The following is a 21,268-nucleotide window of genomic DNA, read 5'->3' on the forward strand; positions in this document are numbered from 1 at the left end:
GAGTCGCGGAGGGGTTTCGGCGGGGCCGCACCAGGGGGCCGAGCGGGCGATGCCGGGGCGGTCCGCTGCGCGGCATCACGGAAACCGCCGCAGGCGCATGCAGGGTGCCCCCATGCCGCTGCCGCCGCTCACGTTCCCCCCGATCCGGCGCCTCGTGCGACGGCGACCCGCGAATCCGCACCCCTCCCCGCTCCCGTTCCGGCACCGCCCGGACCTCTCGGCGAAGCGGGTGGCCGACCTCCTCGGGGCCGTGGTGCTGCTCGGGGTCTTCGCGGCGCCGCTGCTGTTCGTCGCCGCCCTGCTGTACGCAGCCCAGGGCGGCCGGGTCTTCGTACGGGAGCCGGCGGCCGGGCTGGCCGGGCGGCCGTTTCGGACCTGGCGGCTGCGTACGGACGCGGCGGGCCGGCTCGGCGCGGCCGTGGAGCGGTGCGCCCTGGACGGGATCCCGCAAGTGCTGAACGTGCTCCGCGGAGAGATGTCACTGGTCGGGCCGCGCGCGCAGGCGCGTACGGACCGGGCCGACCGGCTCCTCGTACGGCCCGGAATGACCGGTTTGTGGCAGGTCAGCGCACGATCCGACCTCCCCTGGGAGGAGATGGCCCTGCTGGACCGGCACTATGTGGAGAGCCATTGGCTGGGGATGGATCTCGCGATCCTGGCTCAGACCCCTCGGGCGGCCTACCGACAGCGGTGCCGACCGAGGCATGCCTGAGCGACACAGATCACCGCTCGCCCACCTACATTGCGGCGCGGGAACTGGGTAACCTCAAGCCTTGACTCAATAAGTTACCGCTTAGTAAGTCCCGCCCGAGGAGCCCTCCCATGCAACTCGCCGCGATCATCGTGTCGCTGGTCCTGACCGTGGTCGGCGTCGCGCTGCTCGCCCGAGCCGTGGCGCAGATCTACCGCTTCGTGAAGCTCGGACAGCCCGTACCGGCTGGCAGCCGTACGGACGACCCGAAGGCACGAACGCTCACCCTGGTCCGGGAGTTCCTCGGCCACAGCCGGATGAACCGCTGGGGCATCGTCGGCTTCGCGCACTGGTTCGTCGCGATCGGCTTCCTGACGCTGCCGCCGACGCTGCTGCAGGCGTACGGCCAGCTCTTCCAGGCCGACTGGGTGCTGCCGATCGTCGGCGGCTTCCTGCCGTTCGAGCTGTACATCGAGTTCATCGGCGTCATGACGATCCTCGGCATCGCCGTGCTGATCGTCATCCGCCTGCTGTCGCTGCCGTCCCGGGCGGGCCGCAAGTCGCGCTTCACGGGCTCCAAGGCCTGGCAGGCGTACTTCGTCGAGTACGTGATCCTCACCATCGGCCTCGCGATCCTGACGCTGCGCGGGCTCGAGGGCGCGATCCACCACGTGGACTCGTACGAGCCGGCGTACTTCGCCTCGTACCCGCTGGTCCTGGTCTTCCAGAACCTCTCGCTCGGCACCCTGCAGAACGCCATCTACTTCACCGCGATGATCAAGATCGGCGTCTCGCTGATCTGGATGATCGTCGTCTCGCTCAACACCAACATGGGTGTGGCCTGGCACCGCTTCCTCGGCTTCCCGAACATCTGGTTCAAGCGCAACGCCGACGGCGCGACCGCGCTGGGCGCGCTCCAGCCGATGACGAGCGGCGGCAAGGAGATCGACTTCGAGGAGCCGGGCGAGGACGACGTCTTCGGCGTCTCCCAGGTCGAGCAGTTCTCCTGGAAGGGCATCCTCGACTTCTCCACGTGCACGGAGTGCGGCCGCTGCCAGTCGCAGTGCCCGGCGTGGAACACCGGCAAGCCCCTGTCGCCGAAGCTCCTGATCATGTCGCTGCGCGACCACGCGCATGCCAAGGCCCCGTACCTGCTCGCGGGTGGCGGCAAGGACATGGAGGGCAACGAGAAGGCCACGGCGGAGCAGCTGAAGGACGTTCCGGCGGCGGCGCTGGCGGAGGCGGAGCGCCCGCTCATCGGCACGGCCGAGGAGAACGGCGTCATCGACCCGGACGTGCTGTGGTCCTGCACGACCTGCGGTGCGTGCGTGGAGCAGTGCCCGGTCGACATCGAGCACATCGACCACATCGTCGACATGCGGCGCTACCAGGTGATGATCGAGAGCGCGTTCCCGTCGGAGGCGGGCACGATGCTCAAGAACCTGGAGAAGAAGGGCAACCCCTGGGGTCTGGCCAAGAAGCAGCGCGTGGAGTGGACCAAGGAGGTCGACTTCGAGGTCCCGATCGTCGGCAAGGACGCCGAGGACCTCTCCGAGTACGACTACCTGTACTGGGTCGGCTGCGCGGGCGCTCTCGAGGACCGCGCGAAGAAGACGACGAAGGCCTTCGCGGAGCTGCTGAACATCGCGGGCGTCAAGTTCGCGATCATGGGCGGCGACGAGAAGTGCACCGGTGACTCCCCGCGCCGCCTGGGCAACGAGCCGCTGTTCCAGCAGCTGGCCCAGGAGAACGTGGCCATGCTGAACATGGCCTTCGGCGAGGACGACGACGACCCGTCGACGAAGAAGCCGAAGTCGGCGAAGCGGATCGTCTCGACCTGCCCGCACTGCTTCAACACCATCGCGAACGAGTACCCGCAGCTGGGCGGCGAGTACGAGGTCATCCACCACACGCAGCTGCTCCAGCACCTGATCGACGAGGGCCGGCTGACGCCGGTCACGCCGGTGGACGGCCTGATCACGTACCACGACCCCTGCTACCTGGGCCGGCACAACAAGGTCTACACGCCGCCGCGCGAGATCATGTCCGCCGTGCCGGGGCTGCGCCAGCAGGAGATGCACCGCCACAAGGAGCGGGGCTTCTGCTGCGGCGCCGGTGGCGCCCGGATGTGGATGGAAGAGCGGATCGGCAAGCGCATCAACAACGAGCGCGTCGACGAGGCCCTGTCCCTGAACCCGGACATCGTCTCGACGGCCTGCCCGTTCTGCCTGGTGATGCTGACGGACTCGGTCAACGGCAAGAAGAACGACGGCCAGGCCAAGGAATCCATCCAGGTCGTGGACGTGGCCCAGCTCCTCCTGGAGTCGGTGAAGGCCCCGGCCCCGACGGAGGAAGAACTGGCCGCCGAGGCCCTGGCCGCCGAACAGGCGGCGGAGGCGGAAGCCGAGGCCGCCGCGAAGGCGAAGGCGGAGGCGGAAGCCGCCGCGAAGGCCAAGGCGGAGGCAGAGGCCGCCGCGAAGGCCAAGGCGGAGGCTGCGGCCAAGGCCGAGGCTGCGGCCGCCGCAGAAGCCGAGGCGGAGGAGGCTGCTGCCCAGGCCGAGACCGAGGCTCCGGCCAAGGCGGAGGCCGACGCCGAAGCTGCGGCAAAGGCAGACGCCGAGCCGGAGGCCAAGCCCGAGCCGGCCGCTGCAAAGCCTGACGCAGAGGCGGACGCGAAGGCCGAGCCGGAAGCCGCCGCCGAAGCGGAAGCCACGGTCGAGACGCAGCCCGAGACCGACGCCGCAGAGGCAGAGGTCAAGGCCGAGCCGGAGGCCGGCGCCGAAGCGCAGGCCAAGGGCGAGCCGGAGGCCGAGGCCCAGCCCGCGACCGGTGCCGAGCCGGCGGCTGGTGCCGAGCCGGCGGCTGGTGCCGAGGCGAAGCCGGCGGCGGGGGCTGCCGGGGCCGAGCCGAAGGCGTCGGCCGAAGGCGGCAACGCCAAGTAGTCCGTCCGGACAACGCGACGCCGGAACGGCCGGTCCCCACTCAGGGGACCGGCCGTTCGGGGGCCCGGGGGCCGGGGGCCTGGGTGCCCGGGGGCGCAGCCCCCCACGCGGCGGAGCCGCGCATGCTGCCGCCCCGGCCCCCGCCCCGTCAGGACTGGTCGGCGCGGCCCCGCTTCAGCAGCGCGAAGCCCAGCCCCGCCGCCCCCACGGCAGCCATCCCCCCGCCGGCGGCAACCGGCATCGGCGCGTCACCCGTCGAGAGCCCCTCCGCCCCGGCCTTCACGCCCCCCTTCGGGACCACACGCTCCCCACCCACCCCGCTCTTCTTCGGGGTCTGCGCCGTGTACTTCTCGATCAGCTTCCCGTCGAATCCGTACACCCAGCTGCTCCCGCCGCCCTTCCCGTCGATGACGACGAACTTCACGCGCTTCCCGTCCTGGACGATCCGGTACGTCCACCCGTCGTTCTGCGCGCTCGGGTGCGACAGGTCGACCGTCCCGAGCCGGTTCCCGTTCGGCATCGAGATCTCGACGCGCTTGCCCTTCGGGCCGTCGACCAGCTTCGCGATCCGCCCGTCCGGCATGGCGATCCGGACGGAGCTCTCCTTCTTGACCTCGGGCTTCGGCTTGTGCGCACCGTCCACCCACGAGGTCACGGTCCCGTTCGGCTGCAGGACGACGTGCAGCCCGTTGCTCTGCCCGTACGTCGCGGAGCCCCCCTTGCTGACCAGCGTGTCCAGCTTCGTGGGGTCGGCGAATATCTCGGCCTCGTAGTGGTCGGCGCCGATCTTGTAGACCTTGGCGGTCGACCCGTCCGCGAGCTTGACCGTGGTCACAAAGGCCCGGGCCGGCTTCTCCGGCTTCTCCGGCGTGACCGCCGGAGGAACCGGACCCGTCGGGTCCGTCGCGGGCTGTTCGACCCCAGGCAGAACCTCCGGCCCCGGCGCGGACGGCGAGTCCGCGAACGCGGACCCGACCGGGACGGCCAGAACGGTGGCCGCGCCGGCGAGGACGGCGGCGGTACGAAGGGTGGTGCGGCGAGTGCTGCGCATGTGGGGGCTCTTCTCGTAGCTCGGTGCCACCTACTCATGGCTTGTCGGCGACAGACTCGAAGCTACGGACCCGACATCTACGTAATCCGTAGGCAATGTAACGAAGCGCCACACACTCCCACGCAACTATGTAAACCCGACAATTCGCAGCCCTCCTCCGCAGTGGGGACAGCCCCCCGGGGTTCCCCTAGGGGATGTCACAGGTCAGCCGCAAAGGGTGCTTATTCCGGCGGCCCGCCCACCACCGCTCTCGGGACCAGGTACGTTCGATCACGTGGCTGGATTCAGGATCGGACGCGGCAGGGACAACAACCGCGCTCCCCAACAACCCCCGCGGCAGCAGCCGTACGGTCAGCAGCAACCGCAGCAGGCGCCGTACGGCCAGCAGCCCTACCCTCCCCAGCAGCAGTGGCCTCAGCAGCCCGCCGCCGGAGGCCATGGCGAGCCCGAGTACTTCGACCCGTACGGACAGCAGCAGCCGCCTCCCCAAGGCCAGCAGCAGCCCCCGTACGGCCAGGGAGGCACGGGCGGCGGCTCGTACGCGAACGACAACCCGGGGCACACCCAGGTCTTCGCGTACGGCGAGGACCCGTACAGCCAGGGCGCGACGTACCACGCGGGCGCAGCGGCGGCCGCGCCGACGGGCCCGCGGCTGCCGTGGAAGGAACTGCTCCGCGGCATCGTGATGCAGCCGGGGCCGACGTTCCTGCAGATGCGCGACCACGCCGTCTGGGGCCCGGCGCTGATCGTGACGTTCCTGTACGGCCTGCTCGCGGTGTTCGGCCTCGACGACGCCCGCAAGGACGTCATGGGCGCCACCCTCGCCAACGCCGTCCCGATCGTCCTCAGCGCGGGCGTGGCCTTCGTCATCTGCGGGCTGATCCTGGGCGGCGTCACGCACACCCTGGCCCGCCAGCTGAGCGGCGATGGCGCGTGGCAGCCGACCGTGGGCCTGTCGATGCTGGTCATGTCCATCACGGACGCGCCGCGCCTGCTCTTCGCCGTGTTCCTGGGCGGCGACAACATGTTCGTGCAGGTGCTGGGCTGGGTCACCTGGCTGGCGGCCGGCGCCCTGTTCACCTCGCTCGTCAGCAAGTCGCACGACCTGCCGTGGCCGAAGGCGCTGGGCGCTTCCTCGATCCAGCTGGTCGCACTGCTGTCGATCATCAAGCTGGGCACCCTGTAGGCAACCGGGTGCGCGAAGGGGCCCCGGCGCAAAGCACCGGGGCCCCTCCAAGAACTCAGGCGTCGAGAACCTGACCCTCACGCTTCACGACGGGCGGCTCGACCGACCACGGGAAGTTGATCCACTCGTCGGTCTTCTTCCACACGTACTCGCACTTCACGAGCGAGTGCGACTTCTCGTAGATCACGGCGGACCGGACCTCGGCGACGTGCCCCAGGCAGAAGTCGTGGACGAGCTTCAGCGTCTTCCCGGTGTCGGCCACGTCATCGGCGATGAGGACCTTCTTGTCGGTGAAGTCGATCGCCTCGGGCACGGGCGCCAGCATGACCGGCATCTCCAGCGTGGTGCCGACACCCGTGTAGAACTCCACGTTCACGAGGTGGATGTTCTTGCAGTCGAGCGCGTACGCCAGACCGCCGGCGACGAAGACGCCGCCGCGGGCGATGCTCAGGATGATGTCGGGCTCGTAGCCGTCGTCGGCGATGGTCTGCGCGAGCTCGCGGACGGCGCGTCCGAAGCCCTCGTAGTTCAGGTTCTCGCGTACTGCGTCGCTCATGCCTCGTGCCTCACCTGGGTGCGGTGGAAGTTCTGGAAGGAGCGCGAGGCCGTCGGGCCGCGCTGGCCCTGGTACCGCGATCCGTACCGCTCGCTCCCGTACGGGAACTCGGCGGGCGAGCTGAGCCGGAACATGCACAGCTGCCCGATCTTCATCCCGGGCCACAGCTTGATCGGGAGGGTGGCGAGGTTCGACAGCTCGAGCGTGACGTGCCCCGAGAACCCGGGGTCGATGAACCCGGCGGTCGAATGCGTCACCAGCCCCAGGCGGCCCAGGCTGGACTTCCCCTCCAGCCTGGAGGCGATGTCCTCGGGCAGCGAGATGACCTCGTACGTCGAGGCGAGTACGAACTCCCCCGGGTGCAGGATGAAGGCCTCGTCGCCCTCCGGCTCGACCATCCGCGTCAGGTCGGGCTGCTCGACCGCCGGATCGATGTGGGCGTAGCGGTGGTTCTCGAACACCCGGAAGAAGCGGTCGAGACGTACATCGATGCTGGAGGGCTGCACCATCGATTCCTCGAACGGGTCGATGCGAACCCGTCCGCTGTCGATCTCGGCCCGGATGTCTTTGTCTGAGAGAAGCACGTCCCGAGGATACGCAGTGCGCGCGGGCCTCCCGCAATCGAGAGCGGGCGCCCGCGCGTCTGTCGGACTATCGCTTGACGGCCGCACCGACCGGCACGGCATGCCTCAGCCGCGCACACCGCGGGCACCGCAGCAGCCGCCCGGGCCCGATCCGGCCGGCACCGAGGTGCTGCAGCGGGAACGAAGCGGTACTGAAAACGTGCCCTTCGGCACAACGGACGACGGTGTTCTCCATCGAGTCCCTTTCCCCAACCTGCTGTACTGCGACGAATCGCCACATTAGGGGATGATCGCGACCTGCTCCAGCCGCCACTCCAGCGGCCCTCGAGCACCGCTGCGCACCTGTACGGTACGCCCCAACTCCCGCCCCCACGACCCTCGGTGCACCCCACACATGACGACGACCCCGCGGTCGATTCACCGGGGGTCGATCATGGGGTAGAGTGAGCAACGCTACCGATCCAGGCAACTGGAACGTTATGCGGATGTAGTTTAATGGTAGAACATGAGCTTCCCAAGCTTATAGCGCGGGTTCGATTCCCGTCATCCGCTCCACGACAAAGCCCCAGGTCACAGATCTGGGGCTTGTTTGTTGTCTAGACCTCTCACGCCTGCCTGTCATTCGCGTGCCACAAGTGCCGCAACGGGGCGTCGGATTGGAGCCGAACAGTCACTCTCGGCCACCCCACGTCGATGCGTCTCGGATCCCGATCGGCCGACGCGGAACTCCTCCGACATAGCGACCGCGTCACGGGCCGAAGACGGGGCCATCGGGCCCGTCCTGCGCGAACCACTCCAGGTGCCGGCGGACGTCGAGAAGAACGAAGCTGGGCAACATGATCTCCCGGTTGCCCGCACGGTACTTGGGATCCTCAATCCCCCTCGCAGCCATCCAGCACGCACGGCCACTGGGGCCACCAAACGCCGCACGGCCTGCTCCTGACACGATCCCCCTGCGGCCCTGGCCGACCCCGACCGCCGGTGCCCCAGGCCCACCGTGACAGCACCCTGGGCTGCCGATGCCCCTCCCTCACCGCCACCATGGCCACCGCTGGGGCCACCACCCCCGCTGTCCACACTCAGGACGGACAGACTGCCGGAGCGGGAAAGGATCAACAAGCGACGCCGCATGGATGCCGGCGCCGATCAGGACCTCGGATTCTCTGAACCAGCGATAGCCCGGGCGTACAGGTGGGAGGGAAGATCGTGATTCTCCCGGCTCACCTCGGGGCCAGGAACTACGGTCGCGATAAGCCCCCGCTGGTCAGGCGTGCTCGTCCGATGGCTGCTGGGCAGGTTGGACCGACCACCTTGCCGGCTCGTCGTTGCCCGAGTGCTCGTCGCGCTCAGCGGCGGCAGCTGTCGCATGGATCTTGCCCGACGCATGGTGGACCGGCGCGTACACGGCGTAGAGCTGCAGGGTCTCGTCACCGATGTTGGTGACGTTGTGCCAAGTGCCGGCGGGCACGAAGATGGCCCAGCCATCCTCGACCTCCCGGTCGAAGTCGAGTCGATCCTTCGTGCGGCCCATCTGGACGCGGCCCCGGCCTGCGTCCAGTCGTAGGAACTGGTCAGTCTCCGGGTGCGCCTCCAAGCCGATGTCCTCACCCACCGGGATCGACATGAGGGTCAGCTGAAGGTACTTCCCAGACCAGGCGACCGCGCGATAGTTGGTATTCTCGAGCGTCGCCTTCTCGAGGTCGAAGCTTTGAGGTTCCGGCCCGATGTCCTTGATGGTCATACTTCTCTCCCGGTCGACGAAGGCGGTACGCGGTCCCTAGGCTCGTCTGGCTTGCCGGCCAGGCGCCGACGCGACACCTCCATGATCGAGTGCCCGTCCGCGCACTCCAGCACGATCCGCGACCGCTGAGCCGGAGCCTGGGCCGTAGTACGACGACGCACCCAGCCCTCCAGCACAGCCCGCTGGGCATCGGTTACCGACAATGGCGGACTCTTCGGACCAGGACGACTCCTGCCGACCTAACGCCAAACCTCAGACCCAGGTCACTGGTAGAGCTTGGTTGGATTCCGCGGCAGTCGACACGCTCGGGGCGGGCGGACGGTTGCCGCGATATGGCAGGGGCAGCGTCCCTGGACAGGCCATGAGGGCAACGTACCCGCCCCAAGGCGGTGCTGGTCCAAAGATGCTGAAGCCTCGCTGAGCGGCGCGCGATCTCTGGACGTGGCATCGGACTGGCTGCGCTCGTTCCGTACTCCGCCGTCGGTCTGGACGACGCGCCGCACGGGCGAGTTGAGGCGGATATCGGTCAGTGTGGCCTGCCCGGCGATCCAGTTGATCAGCTCGCGTGTCCCCTTCACCAGCTTCTCGGCCCCCAGGTGACGGTGGAACCGGCACAGGTCAACGGCCCCCGGCTCTGATCACGCGCATCGACGGGGAGATCGACATGATCGTGGCGATGCGGATCGACGACGGTCTCATCACCGGGCTCTACACCGTGTGCAACCCCGAGAAGCTGACACGCATGGAGCGGGAGACTGCCGTGAGCCGCTGAGTTGCGGGGCTTCGGCCGCCGATCTGGGCCACCATCATGGAGGGTGTGCCCCATCCGTGCCCTTCGGGGCGGTGATCAGCGGTCAGAACCGGTACCCAGAGGCAGTCCGGGTGGAGGCCGCCGGAACAAGAAACGGCAGGTCAGAAGCCGTATGTGTCACCGCGCGCCATAGATTCCCAAGCGTGTAGCGCGGGTTCGATTCCCGTCATCCGCTCTTGCAAGAAGCCCCAGGTCAGCGACCTGGGCCTTTCACCCAACGGTCGTCGGTCACCGGGCGGCCTCGCCAGCGGTACGAAGGCCGGCCTCGGCGGCGGCGGCGTTGCGGATGCGGCTGATCTCGGCGGCGATGTCACGGGCCTCGCCGAGGTCGGCGACCTCTCCGGCGCGGGCCTCAAGCACGTGGAGTCGGGCGGCGGTCTCCGGGTGTCGGGCAATGGCCACCTCAACAGCCCACGCCTCCGTGAAGGTGCGGAGGGGAATGGCGGAAACGTCGGCGCGCGCGCGGGCGGTGCTGGCTGCGCGGTCGCGGTCGAAGTCGGCGAGCAGCTGCGGGGCCACCTGGGCGAGGGCGGCGCGGATCGCCTCGGGCTGGGTGGGCGGCTGTGGGACAGCGGACGGCTGGGGCGCGGTGCTCATGCGGCTTCGGTCCTCTCCTCCTGGTCAAGTTCGCCCGCACGGTAGGCGTTGGCAAGGGTGGTGACGTGCTGGCGGGACCAGCCGACGCGGCGGCCTGCCGCAGCCTTCTGCCCGTAGCGGTCGGCGGAGCCGATCCGGCCCACCGTGCGATTGAGGTGCGCCTGCGCCCGCGCAAGGGCCTGCTCGGCCCGGCGGACGGCCTTGAGGGCGTCGTCCAGGTCGGTCTTCTCGTCGTCGGTCAGGGGTTCACTCTCGGCTCGCACAACCCGAGCATAAACCGTCACCGTGACTTGACGCTATGGGGCTCTCCCGCTGGAGGACAGACAGGAGCCATGCGAAGCCGCCGGCCGTGCCACAACGTGCCGGTAGAGGCGGTAAGCAGCGGTCACCAGAGGGCTCGACGGGGCCGCTCCTGCGCCACTCCTGGCCACCATCTCAGCAGGTCAGAGGCTGTGCAGGCCCTTGAGTGCCGGGGGATTCCCAAGCTTATAGCGCGGGTTCGATTCCCGTCATCCGCTCTTGCAAGAAGGCCCAGGTCAGCGACCTGGTCCTTCTTCGTTGTCTAGACCCATTCAGCCTCGCAGCGCCCTCCGCGCACGCCAACTCGCAGGAATGCCCTGCTCGGAGGGCCTTTCGCGGGCCGTGCACCACGCGAACGTGAGGGCGTCTCGCATCGCGGCACAAAGCCGGGCACGTAACCGCCCACCCAGGCCCGCCAGTTCGCGACGACGGGCTCCGGCCCCCGCCCTTGGAGCGACAGGAAAGACGCGCCGCGTCCGACACGCGGGCGGGCGCCCGCCGTTCGACAGAAGATCCGGCACACCGGTCGGAGCCCGTGTCCGGCTCCCGGCGGATGCGCCGCGGGAGACCGCCTGGGGGGTCAGCGGCCCCAGCGCAGCGCTGCCGTCTGCACCGGCGCGTCCCACAGCCGCAGCATTTCCTCGTCGGCCCGGCACAGCGTCACCGAGCACCCCGCCATGTCCAGCGAGGTGACGTAGTTCCCCACAAGGGTCCGGGCCACCTGTACGCCCCGTGCCGCCAGCACCCGGGCCACCTCCGCGTGGAATCCGTACAGCTCCAGCAACGGCGTCGCGCCCATCCCGTTCACCAGGGCCAGTACCGGCCCGTCGGCGGTCGGGGTCGCGTTCGCCATGTCGTCCAGCACGGAGCCCACCGCGACCTCCGCGATCTCCCCCGCCGACATCATCGGGCGCCGCTCCCGGCCCGGCTCCCCGTGGATCCCGATGCCCAGCTCGAGCTCGCCGTCCGGCAGATCGAAGGTGGGACTGCCCTTGGCGGGCGTGGTGCAGGCGCTCAGCGCCACGCCGAAGCTGCCCGAGGCCTCGTTGACCCGCCGGGCGATGGCGGCGACCTGCTCCAGGGGAGCGCCCTCCTCCGCCGCCGCCCCGGCGATCTTCTCGACGAAGAGCGTGGCCCCCGTCCCCCGGCGCCCGGCGGTGTAGAGGCTGTCGGTCACGGCGACGTCGTCGTTGACCAGCACCCGCTCGACCCGAATGCCGTCCTCCTCGGCGAGCTCGGCGGCCATGTCGAAGTTCAGCACGTCCCCGGTGTAGTTCTTGACGACGAACAGCACCCCCTGGCCGGAGTCCACGGCCTTGGCCGCCCGCACCATCTGGTCGGGCACGGGGGAAGTGAACACTTCGCCCGGGCAGGCGGCGGACAGCATTCCGGGTCCGACGAAGCCCGCGTGCAAGGGCTCGTGTCCGGAGCCGCCGCCGGAGACGAGACCGACCCGCCCGCCCTGCCGCGCGTCCCGCCGTACGACGACCCGGGCCTCGGCGTCCACGTCCAGGTCCGGGTGGGCTGCGGCCAGCCCCCGGAGGGCGTCGGCGACCACGGTCTGCGGACTGTTGATCAGCATCTTCATCGTGTGCCTCCCGGTCGGGGCCGGCGATCCATACGAACAGTGTGCTGCCACGCCGCGGACATCCGCGAGAGCTCGGTCGGCCGCCTCGGAGGAGGACCGGGAATCCGAAGCGGGCACCGGCCTCCGCGGGACCGGACCGCCCTCGCCTTTCCGGTACGGGCGACCCGTCTTACGCTGAACCGGGGGGCTCGGGGCAGTCGAATGCCGGTCTTCGGACCGGCGGGAAGCGGGCACCCATGAAGGAGCGCCTCAAAGCGCATGGGCTGATCGGCGAACTCTCTGCCGAATTCGCCGGCACCATGATCCTCATCCTCTTCGGCTGTGGTGTCGTGGCCCAGGTGGTCGCCGGCGGAGCCCTGACGGACCCCGCGGGCGGCCTCGGAAACCACGACAGCATCGCCTGGGCCTGGGGTCTCGGCGTGACCCTGGGCGTCTACGTCGCGGCAAGGCTGAGCGGCGCCCACCTCAATCCCGCGGTGACCGTCGCCCTCGCGACCTTCAAGGGATTCCCGTGGAAGAGGGTCGCCCCCTACGCGCTGGCCCAGCTCGCCGGAGCCTTCGTGGCGGCCCTGATCGTCCGCTGGAACTACACCGAGGCGCTGGCCAAGGCCGACCCCGGTCACACCATCAAGACGCAGGGCGTCTTCTCCACGCTCCCGGCCAACGGAAACACCAACCTGCCGGTGACCGAGTGGGGCGCACTGCGCGACCAGATCATCGGCACCGCGATCCTGCTGATGCTGATCTTCGCGGTCACGGACCTGCTGGGCACGCCTCCCGGCGCCAACCTGGCCCCGTTCATCGTCGGCCTGATCGTCGTGGCCATCGGCATGGCGTGGGGCACCAACGCCGGGTACGCGATCAACCCGGCCCGTGACCTCGGCCCCCGGCTGGCCAGCTTCCTCACCGGGTACGGCGGGGCATGGAGAGATCAGTACGGCAACTTCTACTTCTGGGTGCCGATCATCGGCCCGTTCATCGGCGGTGTGCTGGGTGCGGGTATCTACAAGCTCCTCATCGGCCGGTTCCTGCCGACCGCCGAACCGGAGCCTCCCGGACGCGTACCGGCACCGGAGGAGAGCTGACCGGATCCGGGGCGGGCGGAACACGGCACGGCACGTCGGTTCGTCCCGTCCGTCCCGTCCCGGACGGACAGCCCCCACACACGGCATCCCAAGAGGAGGCGGCACCCCATGGCTGACTTCGTCGGCGCAGTGGACCAGGGGACCACGAGCACCCGTTTCATGATCTTCGACCACGCCGGCAACGAGGTGGCGCGGCACCAGCTGGAGCACTCCCAGATCCTCCCGCGCTCGGGGTGGGTCGAACACGACCCGGTGGAGATCTGGGAACGCACCAACTCGGTGATCCAGAACGCCCTGCGGCACGGAAACCTCGACGCCTCCGACCTGGCGGCCGTCGGCATCACCAACCAGCGCGAGACGACCGTCGTCTGGGACCCCCGCACCGGCCGCCCGTACTACAACGCCATCGTCTGGCAGGACACCCGTACCGACTCCATCGCCGCGGCACTGGAGCGCGGCGGCCAAGGCGACATCATCCGCCGCAAAGCGGGGCTGCCACCGGCCACCTACTTCTCCGGCGGCAAGATCCAATGGATCCTGGAGAACGTCGACGGCGTGCGGGAGGCCGCCGAGCAGGGCCATGCCCTCTTCGGCAACACCGACTGCTGGGTGCTGTGGAACCTCACCGGCGGACCCGATGGCGGCGTCCACGCCACCGACGTCACCAACGCCAGCCGCACCATGCTCATGGACCTGGAGACCCTCGACTGGGACGACGAACTGCTCGGCTTCTTCGGCGTACCCCGGGCCATGCTGCCCACCATCAACCCGTCCTCCCACCCGGAGGCGTACGGACGGACCCGCACCTCCCGGCCGCTGCGCGAGGCCATTCCCATCACCGGTGTCCTCGGCGACCAGCAGGCGGCCACCGTCGGGCAGGTCTGCTACGCGCCCGGCGAGGCGAAGAACACGTACGGAACCGGCAACTTCCTGGTGCTCAACACCGGGACGGAACTGGTCCGCTCGCAGCACGGCCTCCTGACCACCGTGGCGTACCAGTTCGGCGACAGCCCCGCGATCTACGCCCTCGAAGGATCCATCGCGGTCACCGGCTCCGCCGTGCAATGGCTGCGCGACCAGCTGAAGATCATCGGTGACGCCGCCGAGAGCGAACGTCTGGCCCGCACGGTCGAGGACAGCGGCGGCATCTACTTCGTCCCCGCCTTCTCCGGCCTGTTCGCCCCGTACTGGCGCTCCGACGCCCGCGGCGCGATCGTCGGTCTGGCCCGCTACCACGACAACGGCCACCTGGCGCGGGCCACTCTGGAGGCCATCTGCTACCAGACCCGCGACGTGGTGGAAGCCATGGAGCAGGACTCCGGTGTCCACCTCGACGTGCTCAAGGTCGACGGCGGAGTCACGGCCAACGACCTGTGCATGCAGACCCAGGCCGACGTCCTCGGCGTACCGGTCAGCCGTCCGGTCGTCGCCGAGACGACCGCGCTCGGCGCCGCCTACGCGGCCGGGCTCGCCACCGGCTTCTGGCGCGACACGGACGAACTGCGCACCCACTGGCAGGAGTCCAAGCGCTGGGCGCCCGAGTGGTCGGAGGAACGGCGCACGGAAGGGTACGAGGGCTGGAAGCGGGCGGTGGAGCGCACGCTCGACTGGGCCAAGGTCGAATAGGTTCCGGCCGATCCGGCCACGCGTGCCCACAGCACTGAGGAGGAGACCATGGTCGATCCGGTGGCCCTCTCACCCCAAGCCCGCACGCAGTCCCTCGCCGACATGGGACGGGGCGAACTCGACGTCCTCGTCGTCGGAGGCGGCGTCGTCGGCAGCGGAGCCGCCCTGGACGCCGCCACCCGGGGCCTGAGCGTCGGACTCGTCGAAGCCCGCGACTGGGCCTCGGGCACGTCCAGCCGCTCCAGCAAACTCATCCACGGCGGCCTGCGTTACCTGGAGATGCTCGACTTCCGCCTCGTCGCCGAAGCCCTCAAGGAACGGGGCCTCCTGCTCCGGTACCTCGCCCCCCACCTGGTGCGTCCGGTGCCGTTCCTCTATCCCCTGCAACACCGCCTCGCGGAGCGCCCGTACGTCGGCAGCGGCGTGCTGCTGTACGACGCGATGGCCAGGGCCTCCGGCAACTCCGGCGGCCTGCCCGTCCACCGCCACCTGAGCAAGCATCGGGCCTTGCGCGAGGCGCCCGCGCTGCGCTCCGACACCCTGGTGGGAGCCATCCAGTACTGGGACGCCCAGGTCGACGACGCCCGGCACACCCTGTTCCTCGCCCGTACGGCCGCCTCGTACGGGGTGCTGGCCACCAACCGGACCCGCGTCAGCCGCTTCCTGCGGCAGGGCGAGCGGGTGGTCGGCGCCGTGGTCACGGACCTGGAGAGCGGCGCGGAGACGGAGGTGCGGGCCAAGCAGGTCATCAACGCGACCGGGGTGTGGACGGACGACACCCAGGCCATGGCCGGCACCCGCGGCCAGTTCCACGTCCGCGCCTCCAAGGGCGTCCACCTGCTCGTCCCCCGTGACCGCATCAACTCCCGCACCGGTCTGATCCTGCGCACCGAGAAGAGCGTGCTGTTCGTCATCCCCTGGGGCCGGCACTGGATCATCGGGACCACCGACACGGACTGGACGCTCGACAAAGCCCACCCCGCGCTCAGCTCCAAGGACGTCACCTACCTGCTGGAACACGTCAACAGCGTCCTGGCCACCCCACTGGTCCCCGAGGACGTCGAGGGCGTCTACGCCGGCCTGCGCCCCCTGCTGTCCGGCGAGGCGGCGGAGACCAGCAAGCTGTCCCGGGAGCACCTCGTCGCCCATCCGGTACCCGGACTCGTCGTGGTGGCGGGCGGCAAGTACACCACGTACCGGGTGATGGCCAAGGACGCGGTCGACGAGGCCGTCCGAGGCCTGGACGAGAAGGTCCCCGACTGCATCACGCACCGCGTTCCGCTGCTGGGCGCCGACGGCTATCCGGCTCTGTGGAACTCGCGGCACCGGCTCGCCGGGCGCTCCGGGCTCCATGTCGCGCGCATCGAGCACCTCCTGAACCGCTACGGCTCCCTGGCGCCCGAACTGCTCGCCCTGGTGGCGGCCGACCCCGCACTCGGCGAGGCACTGCCGAGCTCCGACGACTACCTGAGGGTCGAGGCCGTGTACGCCGTGACCCACGAGGGAGCTCGCCACTTGGAGGATGTCCTCGCCCGGCGCACCCGGATCTCCATCGAGTCCTGGGACCGCGGGGTGGACGCGGCGCCGACCGTATCCCAGCTGATGGCGCCCCACCTGGGATGGGACCGGGCGCACCAGGACCGCGAGGTCGACCACTACCTCAAGCGCGTGGCCGCCGAGCGCGAGGCCCAGCAGCAGCCGGACGACCGGACCGCCGACGCGGTGCGGCTCGGCGCCCCCGACATCATCCCGGTGAGCTGAACGGCCGCACGCCGGGGGGGCCGCCACGGCGGACGCCGGGTAGCGGCGACGCGTCCGTGCCCCGACCATGCCCTTTCCCACACCCAACGGTCATCGGTCACCGGGCGGCCTCGCCGGCGGTACGGAGGCCGGCCTCGGCGGCGGCGGAGTTGCGGATGCGGCTGATCTCGGCGGCGACGTCCCGAGCCTCGCCAAGGTCGGTGACCTCTCCGGCGCGGGCCTCAAGCGCGCGGAGCCGGGCGGCGGTCTCCGGGTGTCGGGCAATGGCCACCTCGACGGCCCATGCCTCCGTTGGTAAGCAGCGGCCGACAGAGGGGATGGGCGTCATCCGTGTGCCTCGCTTCGCAGCCGACATGATGCAGACCGTCGCCGTGCGTGTCAGCGTGATCCGAGAGGAATCCGTACCCCACGCATCAAGAGGAGTCGCCGTCATGGACGGTTCGCAGGACAAGCGTCAGGAGTCGGGCAAGGGCCGCGAGGCGCAGGAACAGCATCGCCGCCCCGGAGACCCCGCGCAGCCCCAGCCGGGCAAGCAGTCCCGTGAGAAGGGACAGAAGCCCGGCCAGAAGGAGACCTCGCGCCGCCGCGAGGACGACCTGCTGCGCGAAGAGGACCTGCACGACGAGGGGCTCTGACCAGCGCACCACACGCCCGGAACCCGGCCGGGTGATCGGCCCGAGATGCCCCGTCAACACGCTGATCAGCGCCGGAAGATCGGTTCCGATGTCGCGGGTGCGCGGCCACCACGCACCGTCCAGGAGCCCTGGAGGGCCGCCACGGCTCCCGTCATCCGGTCTTGAAAGAAGGCCCAGGTCACAGACCTGGGCCTTCTCTATTGCCTAGACCTCCGTCGGCTACTTGGGCAGGCCTACCACCCGCGGCAGGTGCAGCGAGTGCGCCGCACCGCCCCCGGGCAGCGCGCTGCCATGAGGTCGGGCCCACCAACGCATGCCGTCTGCGCGAGACTTCGGACTTGGCCCCGCGGGCCGTGGTCGCCCACGGATGCCCGCCGGTTCAGCGGTGCGGCAGCAGCGGACGCCCGGCCTCGGTGACTGCGAAGTGCACGGACTTCTGATCGCAGCGCGGCCGGCGCCTCGCCTTCACCGCCGGCCCCCCGTCGCGTCCGCCGGGTCGACGGCCTCGGGACCTGAGCCGCTGATCTCGCACGTCAAGCGGATCAGATCCAGCCTGTCCGCGCGTGCTCCCCACTGTGACCACGCAACCGATTCGCACGGACGTGCGATACATCTGCCTTCCTGACGCTGCGTCACTCATGCAGCCCCTTTTTTCCGATTTGTGGTCTATTGCTGTGAAATATGCGTGAATACTGCCGGGTGACGGCGCATCACCACCCCTGACAGGGAGTCGTTCTGCGGGTCCCCCTGCTCAGGGTGAGCCTGCGCGCCGACGCAGGTAGGGAGCTTGCGGCCCTGAGCAGTCATCGTCGCGGGCGCTCGGAACCCTCCTTCGGGAGGACTGAGGATCGAAGCAACAAGAAAGGTCCTGCTATGGCATTGGATGTCATCCGGTCGGCTCCACCCGACACAAGCCCTCAACGCAATCTGCTCAAACGGGGAGCCTTTGTACTGCTCCCCGCAGCGCTCCTGGCGTCGGCCGCCCTGGTCCCGACCCTCGCCCACGCCGCAGAAGCCCCCGTGTTGCTGGGGACCACCGCCAGTTACGGGGTCCTGGCCGGTTCGACGGTCACCAACACGAACCCCTCCGTCATCAACGGCGACCTGGGCCTCTATCCGGGCACATCGGTGACCGGCTTCCCGCCCGGCATCGTCAACGGAGTGACGCGCGTAGCCCCCAACGCCGCCGCCGCTCAGGCGAAGTCCGACCTCGTCGTCGCCTACGACGACGCGGCAGGCCGGGGGCCCGGGACCATTCTCGCTTCGGACGAGATCGGCGGACTGACGCTGGCACCCGGCGTCTACACGGCCCCGGCGTCCCCGCCGTCCCTGCAACTCACCGGGACGGTCACCCTCGACGGCGAGGGCGACCCCAACTCCGTCTTCATCTTCCGGATCCCCTCGACCCTGACCACGGCTTCGTCGAGTTCCGTGGCCTTCATCAACGGAGCAAATGCCTGCAACGTGTTCTGGCAGGTGGGCAGCTCCGCCACCCTCGGCACGACCACCCAGTTCAAGGGCACCATCCTGGCCATGCAGTCCATCACGCTGAACAACAGCGCCGTGATCGAAGGCCGCGCCCTGGCGCGTGAGGCCGCGGTCACGATGGACAACAACACCATTACGAGGCCGACCTGCGCCGTTGGTCCTCCCGGTCCGAGCGGTCCTCCCGGCCCGACCGGCAGCCCCGGCCCGACCGGCAGCCCCGGCCCGACCGGTGCCCCCGGCCCGACCGGTGCCCCCGGCCCGACCGGTGCCCCCGGCCCGACCGGTGCCCCCGGCCCGACGGGCGCCCCTGGCGCTCCCGGTGCCCCTGGCGCCCCCGGCCCGACCGGCAGCCCTGGCGCCCCCGGCGCCCCTGGCGCTCCCGGTGCCCCCGGCCCGACCGGCGCCCCCGGCGCTCCCGGTGCCCCCGGTGCCCCCGGTGCCCCCGGCCCGACCGGCAGCCCCGGCGCCCCCGGCGCTCCCGGCGCTCCCGGATCCCCCGGCGCCCCCGGTGCTCCCGGATCCCCCGGCGCCCCCGGTGCCCCCGGTGCCCCCGGTGCCCCCGGCCCGACCGGCAGCCCCGGCGCCCCCGGCGCCCCTGGCGCTCCCGGATCCCCCGGCGCCCCCGGTGCCCCCGGCCCGACCGGCAGCCCCGGCGCCCCCGGCGCTCCCGGATCCCCCGGCGCCCCCGGCCCGACGGGCAGCCCCGGCGCCCCCGGTGCTCCCGGCCCGACGGGACCCGCAGGACCCGCAGGACCTGTCGGACCCAAGGGACCCAAGGGACCCAAGGGGCCTCGCGGTGACAAGGGCGAGAAGGGGCACCACGGCCACGACAAGGACAAGGACAAGGACAAGGACAAGGACAAGGGCGGGAACGGCCACCACGACAAGGACAAGGACAAGGGCGAAAACGGCCGCGACGACCACGACAAGGACGAGGACGGCGACCACGACAAGGGCGAGAACGGGAACGGTCAGGACGACCACGACGAGGGCAAGCCGCCGTGGGCCGACTTCCTGCCGAACGGCCAAGACGCTGATCCCGGCGACGAGGGTCCCCGCCACGCGGCCAAGAGCGTCAACTTCGCCCACGTGAGCGCCGCCACCGGCCAGCAGCCGGCGGGGGCCGGCTCAAGCAGCGGGACCGGCATCATGGCCGCCTCTGCAGCAGCGCTGGCATTCGTCGGAGGCTCGGTCCTCTTCACCATGAAGAGAATCCGGCGAGGTACGACAACCCGACAGGACTAGCCCATCGCAGACTTGACCGCGTCACGCCCCTGACCCTTCGGGTCTCGAGCACTCGGCCGGATCGGCCAACGCTCCGCACTCCCGTCACCGACTGCTGCTTACGGGTCGGCGGCAGGGGCTGAAGCTCGGTCAAGCACGTAGGACGTCCCGTCCGCCGTTCGGCGGCTGAGCCCCTGGACACATCGTCCAGGGGCTCAGTGGCGCTCGCGAGTGATCAGTTCCGAGATCGGCCCTCACGTCATCCCTGGCCGGCGTACGCCTTCATGACTTCGTCGATGAAATGCCGGGTACTGTCCGGGCTCAGCGCCTGAGCCTGCAAGTGCGCATACAGATCTCCGTAGAGCCGCACGTCGGAACGTTTCTCCAGATAGAGGTCGCTGGTGAGCCTTTCCAGATACACCACGCTTGCATCGGTGGCGTCGGCGAACTCGAGCAGCGAGAACTGTCCTGAGACACCCGGGTGCGCACCCACACCGTGAGGGAGAACCTGCATGGTGATGTGCGGCTGGGCACCGAGGTGGATCAGATGGTCCAGCTGCTTGCGCATGACCTCGCGGCTGCCCACGACGCGCCGCAGCGCCGATTCGTCCAGTACGGCCCATAAGCGCAGCGGGTTCCGCGGGGCTCCCAGCCGGTCCTGGCGCCGCAGCCGCACCTGGAGGTGTGCGGCGGCCTGTTCGGGGGTGACATGAGGGATCGTTCCTGCAATGACCGCCCGGGCATAGGCGGGGGTCTGCAGCAGGCCGGGGATCACCAGCGGCTCGTAGAGCCGGATCGCGGCCGCCTCGGCCTCCAGACCGATGTAGGCGCCGTGCGGAATGTCGCCGTAGGAGTTCCACCAGCCCTGCTGACCCGATTCCCTGGCCAGCTGCATCAGATGGTCGACCCGCCGCTGGTCCTGAACTCCGTACAGCGCGCAGAGATCGCGCACATCGCGCGGCTTGATGAGACGGCGGCCGTTCTCCAGCAGGCTGATCTTGGGCTGGGAGATCAGCAGGCGCTCCGTCACCTGCTGTGTCGTCATACCGCTGATCTCCCGGAGCCGACGCAGCTCCGACCCCAGTCGGCGCCTGCTGACGGTGGGATTGACAGTGGCGCTCACAGGACGCGCACCTCCGCTCGAAAACTTTGCACAGGCGAGCAGATTGCCACGACCGGGCCCGCCGGCTCCGCTTTAGCTACGTGTCGCGCACGACGATTGGCGCCGGGCGAATGGCGGTCTCGGTTCGCATTTATTATCACCCGACTGGCCATATTTTTTGGTCCGAATAACTAGAACCCAAATATCTTTATGCTGCTTTTCATCGACGCGAATGACAGATCGCGCTTTGCGCAATATGCCAGCCAGGAGAGATCGCCCCCAGACCCGCCTCCGGGCAGT

Annotated in this window: 17 protein-coding genes, 1 tRNA gene and 1 pseudogene; 9 read left to right on the plus strand and 10 right to left on the minus strand. The window is 69.8% G+C overall.

What is annotated here, in order from left to right:
- The first annotated feature begins 154 nt into the window (after window positions 1-154).
- On the plus strand, window positions 155-712 hold the full coding sequence (locus tag OG299_RS19140) for a sugar transferase (RefSeq protein WP_327362097.1): 558 nt from the start codon (window positions 155-157) through the stop codon (window positions 710-712).
- Between the two features lie 110 nt (window positions 713-822).
- The gene (locus tag OG299_RS19145) at window positions 823-3,633 is read left to right on the plus strand and encodes a heterodisulfide reductase-related iron-sulfur binding cluster (RefSeq protein WP_327362098.1); all 2,811 of its coding nucleotides are present in this window, start codon (window positions 823-825) and stop codon (window positions 3,631-3,633) included.
- Between the two features lie 148 nt (window positions 3,634-3,781).
- Here OG299_RS19145 and OG299_RS19150 read toward each other — a convergent pair whose 3' ends face one another.
- The gene (locus OG299_RS19150) at window positions 3,782-4,684 is read right to left on the minus strand and encodes a hypothetical protein (RefSeq protein WP_327362099.1); all 903 of its coding nucleotides are present in this window, start codon (window positions 4,682-4,684) and stop codon (window positions 3,782-3,784) included.
- Between the two features lie 274 nt (window positions 4,685-4,958).
- Here OG299_RS19150 and OG299_RS19155 point away from each other — a divergent pair, with 274 nt between their 5' ends.
- A complete protein-coding gene (locus OG299_RS19155) occupies window positions 4,959-5,870 on the plus strand; it encodes a Yip1 family protein (protein ID WP_266627202.1) in 912 nt (303 codons plus the stop codon).
- A gap of 55 nt (window positions 5,871-5,925) precedes the next feature.
- Here OG299_RS19155 and OG299_RS19160 read toward each other — a convergent pair whose 3' ends face one another.
- Together OG299_RS19160 and dcd are read right to left on the minus strand one after the other, a co-directional pair.
- Complete coding sequence (locus OG299_RS19160; RefSeq protein WP_030304218.1) at window positions 5,926-6,426, minus strand: phosphoribosyltransferase; 501 nt, start codon at window positions 6,424-6,426, stop codon at window positions 5,926-5,928.
- Entirely contained in the window at window positions 6,423-7,010 is a 588-nt protein-coding gene (gene dcd, locus OG299_RS19165) for a dCTP deaminase (RefSeq protein ID WP_266627206.1), read from the minus strand. Before dcd ends, OG299_RS19160 begins: the two co-directional genes overlap by 4 nt.
- A gap of 481 nt (window positions 7,011-7,491) precedes the next feature.
- Here dcd and OG299_RS19170 point away from each other — a divergent pair.
- A tRNA-Gly gene (locus OG299_RS19170) sits at window positions 7,492-7,565 on the plus strand.
- Window positions 7,566-8,274: 709 nt separating this feature from the next.
- Here the strand turns inward: OG299_RS19170 and OG299_RS19175 are convergent.
- The 4 genes from OG299_RS19175 to dhaK all read right to left on the minus strand — a co-directional run bounded on the left by OG299_RS19175 (window position 8,275) and on the right by dhaK (window position 12,047).
- The gene (locus tag OG299_RS19175) at window positions 8,275-8,751 is read right to left on the minus strand and encodes a cupin domain-containing protein (RefSeq protein WP_266627208.1); all 477 of its coding nucleotides are present in this window, start codon (window positions 8,749-8,751) and stop codon (window positions 8,275-8,277) included.
- A gap of 1,039 nt (window positions 8,752-9,790) precedes the next feature.
- The gene (locus OG299_RS19180) at window positions 9,791-10,159 is read right to left on the minus strand and encodes a hypothetical protein (RefSeq protein WP_327362100.1); all 369 of its coding nucleotides are present in this window, start codon (window positions 10,157-10,159) and stop codon (window positions 9,791-9,793) included.
- Complete coding sequence (locus OG299_RS19185; protein WP_266627212.1) at window positions 10,156-10,422, minus strand: hypothetical protein; 267 nt, start codon at window positions 10,420-10,422, stop codon at window positions 10,156-10,158. The genes OG299_RS19180 and OG299_RS19185 overlap by 4 nt, the downstream gene beginning before the upstream one ends.
- A gap of 617 nt (window positions 10,423-11,039) precedes the next feature.
- A complete protein-coding gene (dhaK, locus tag OG299_RS19190) occupies window positions 11,040-12,047 on the minus strand; it encodes a dihydroxyacetone kinase subunit DhaK (RefSeq protein ID WP_266627216.1) in 1,008 nt (335 codons plus the stop codon).
- 236 nt (window positions 12,048-12,283) lie between these two features.
- Between dhaK and OG299_RS19195 the strand changes: the two genes are divergently transcribed.
- The 3 genes from OG299_RS19195 (at window position 12,284) to OG299_RS19205 (ending at window position 16,519) form a co-directional block, all read left to right on the plus strand.
- Window positions 12,284-13,132, plus strand: coding sequence for an MIP/aquaporin family protein (locus OG299_RS19195; protein ID WP_327362101.1), 849 nt, complete (start codon window positions 12,284-12,286; stop codon window positions 13,130-13,132).
- A gap of 108 nt (window positions 13,133-13,240) precedes the next feature.
- On the plus strand, window positions 13,241-14,758 hold the full coding sequence (gene glpK / locus OG299_RS19200) for a glycerol kinase GlpK (RefSeq protein ID WP_327362102.1): 1,518 nt from the start codon (window positions 13,241-13,243) through the stop codon (window positions 14,756-14,758).
- A gap of 48 nt (window positions 14,759-14,806) precedes the next feature.
- Window positions 14,807-16,519 carry a glycerol-3-phosphate dehydrogenase/oxidase gene (locus tag OG299_RS19205; RefSeq protein ID WP_327362103.1) on the plus strand — a complete coding sequence of 571 codons (1,713 nt, stop codon included), beginning with the start codon at window positions 14,807-14,809 and terminating at the stop codon, window positions 16,517-16,519.
- Between the two features lie 97 nt (window positions 16,520-16,616).
- Here OG299_RS19205 and OG299_RS19210 read toward each other — a convergent pair whose 3' ends face one another.
- Window positions 16,617-16,790 (minus strand): hypothetical protein, encoded by a 174-nt coding sequence (locus tag OG299_RS19210; RefSeq protein WP_266627220.1) that lies wholly within the window; start codon window positions 16,788-16,790, stop codon window positions 16,617-16,619.
- Window positions 16,791-16,950: 160 nt separating this feature from the next.
- Between OG299_RS19210 and OG299_RS19215 the strand changes: the two genes are divergently transcribed.
- Window positions 16,951-17,154 carry a hypothetical protein gene (locus OG299_RS19215; RefSeq protein ID WP_266627221.1) on the plus strand — a complete coding sequence of 68 codons (204 nt, stop codon included), beginning with the start codon at window positions 16,951-16,953 and terminating at the stop codon, window positions 17,152-17,154.
- 21 nt (window positions 17,155-17,175) lie between these two features.
- Here OG299_RS19215 and OG299_RS19220 read toward each other — a convergent pair.
- Window positions 17,176-17,331: pseudogene (locus OG299_RS19220) on the minus strand (DUF5994 family protein); the annotation flags it as partial.
- An 843-nt stretch (window positions 17,332-18,174) separates the two neighbouring features.
- On the opposite strand from OG299_RS19220, the gene OG299_RS19225 reads away from it, so the two are divergent.
- Complete coding sequence (locus OG299_RS19225) at window positions 18,175-19,887, plus strand: ice-binding family protein (protein WP_327362104.1); 1,713 nt, start codon at window positions 18,175-18,177, stop codon at window positions 19,885-19,887.
- A gap of 238 nt (window positions 19,888-20,125) precedes the next feature.
- On the opposite strand, the gene OG299_RS19230 is transcribed toward OG299_RS19225, so the two are convergent.
- On the minus strand, window positions 20,126-20,989 hold the full coding sequence (locus OG299_RS19230; RefSeq protein WP_327362105.1) for a helix-turn-helix domain-containing protein: 864 nt from the start codon (window positions 20,987-20,989) through the stop codon (window positions 20,126-20,128).
- Between the last annotated feature and the right edge of the window lie 279 nt (window positions 20,990-21,268).

The organism is Streptomyces sp. NBC_01296 (genome assembly GCF_035984415.1).
Taxonomy (GTDB): domain Bacteria; phylum Actinomycetota; class Actinomycetes; order Streptomycetales; family Streptomycetaceae; genus Streptomyces.

Coding starts and splice junctions, on each gene's coding strand:
- OG299_RS19145 (WP_327362098.1), top strand. CDS start 823: ATGCAACTCGCCGCGATCATCGTGTCGCTGGTCCTGACCGTGGTCGGC.
- OG299_RS19150 (WP_327362099.1), bottom strand. CDS start 4,684: ATGCGCAGCACTCGCCGCACCACCCTTCGTACCGCCGCCGTCCTCGCC.
- OG299_RS19160 (WP_030304218.1), bottom strand. CDS start 6,426: ATGAGCGACGCAGTACGCGAGAACCTGAACTACGAGGGCTTCGGACGC.
- OG299_RS19175 (WP_266627208.1), bottom strand. CDS start 8,751: ATGACCATCAAGGACATCGGGCCGGAACCTCAAAGCTTCGACCTCGAG.
- OG299_RS19180 (WP_327362100.1), bottom strand. CDS start 10,159: ATGAGCACCGCGCCCCAGCCGTCCGCTGTCCCACAGCCGCCCACCCAG.
- dhaK (WP_266627216.1), bottom strand. CDS start 12,047: ATGAAGATGCTGATCAACAGTCCGCAGACCGTGGTCGCCGACGCCCTC.
- OG299_RS19195 (WP_327362101.1), top strand. CDS start 12,284: ATGAAGGAGCGCCTCAAAGCGCATGGGCTGATCGGCGAACTCTCTGCC.
- glpK (WP_327362102.1), top strand. CDS start 13,241: ATGGCTGACTTCGTCGGCGCAGTGGACCAGGGGACCACGAGCACCCGT.
- OG299_RS19205 (WP_327362103.1), top strand. CDS start 14,807: ATGGTCGATCCGGTGGCCCTCTCACCCCAAGCCCGCACGCAGTCCCTC.
- OG299_RS19215 (WP_266627221.1), top strand. CDS start 16,951: ATGGACGGTTCGCAGGACAAGCGTCAGGAGTCGGGCAAGGGCCGCGAG.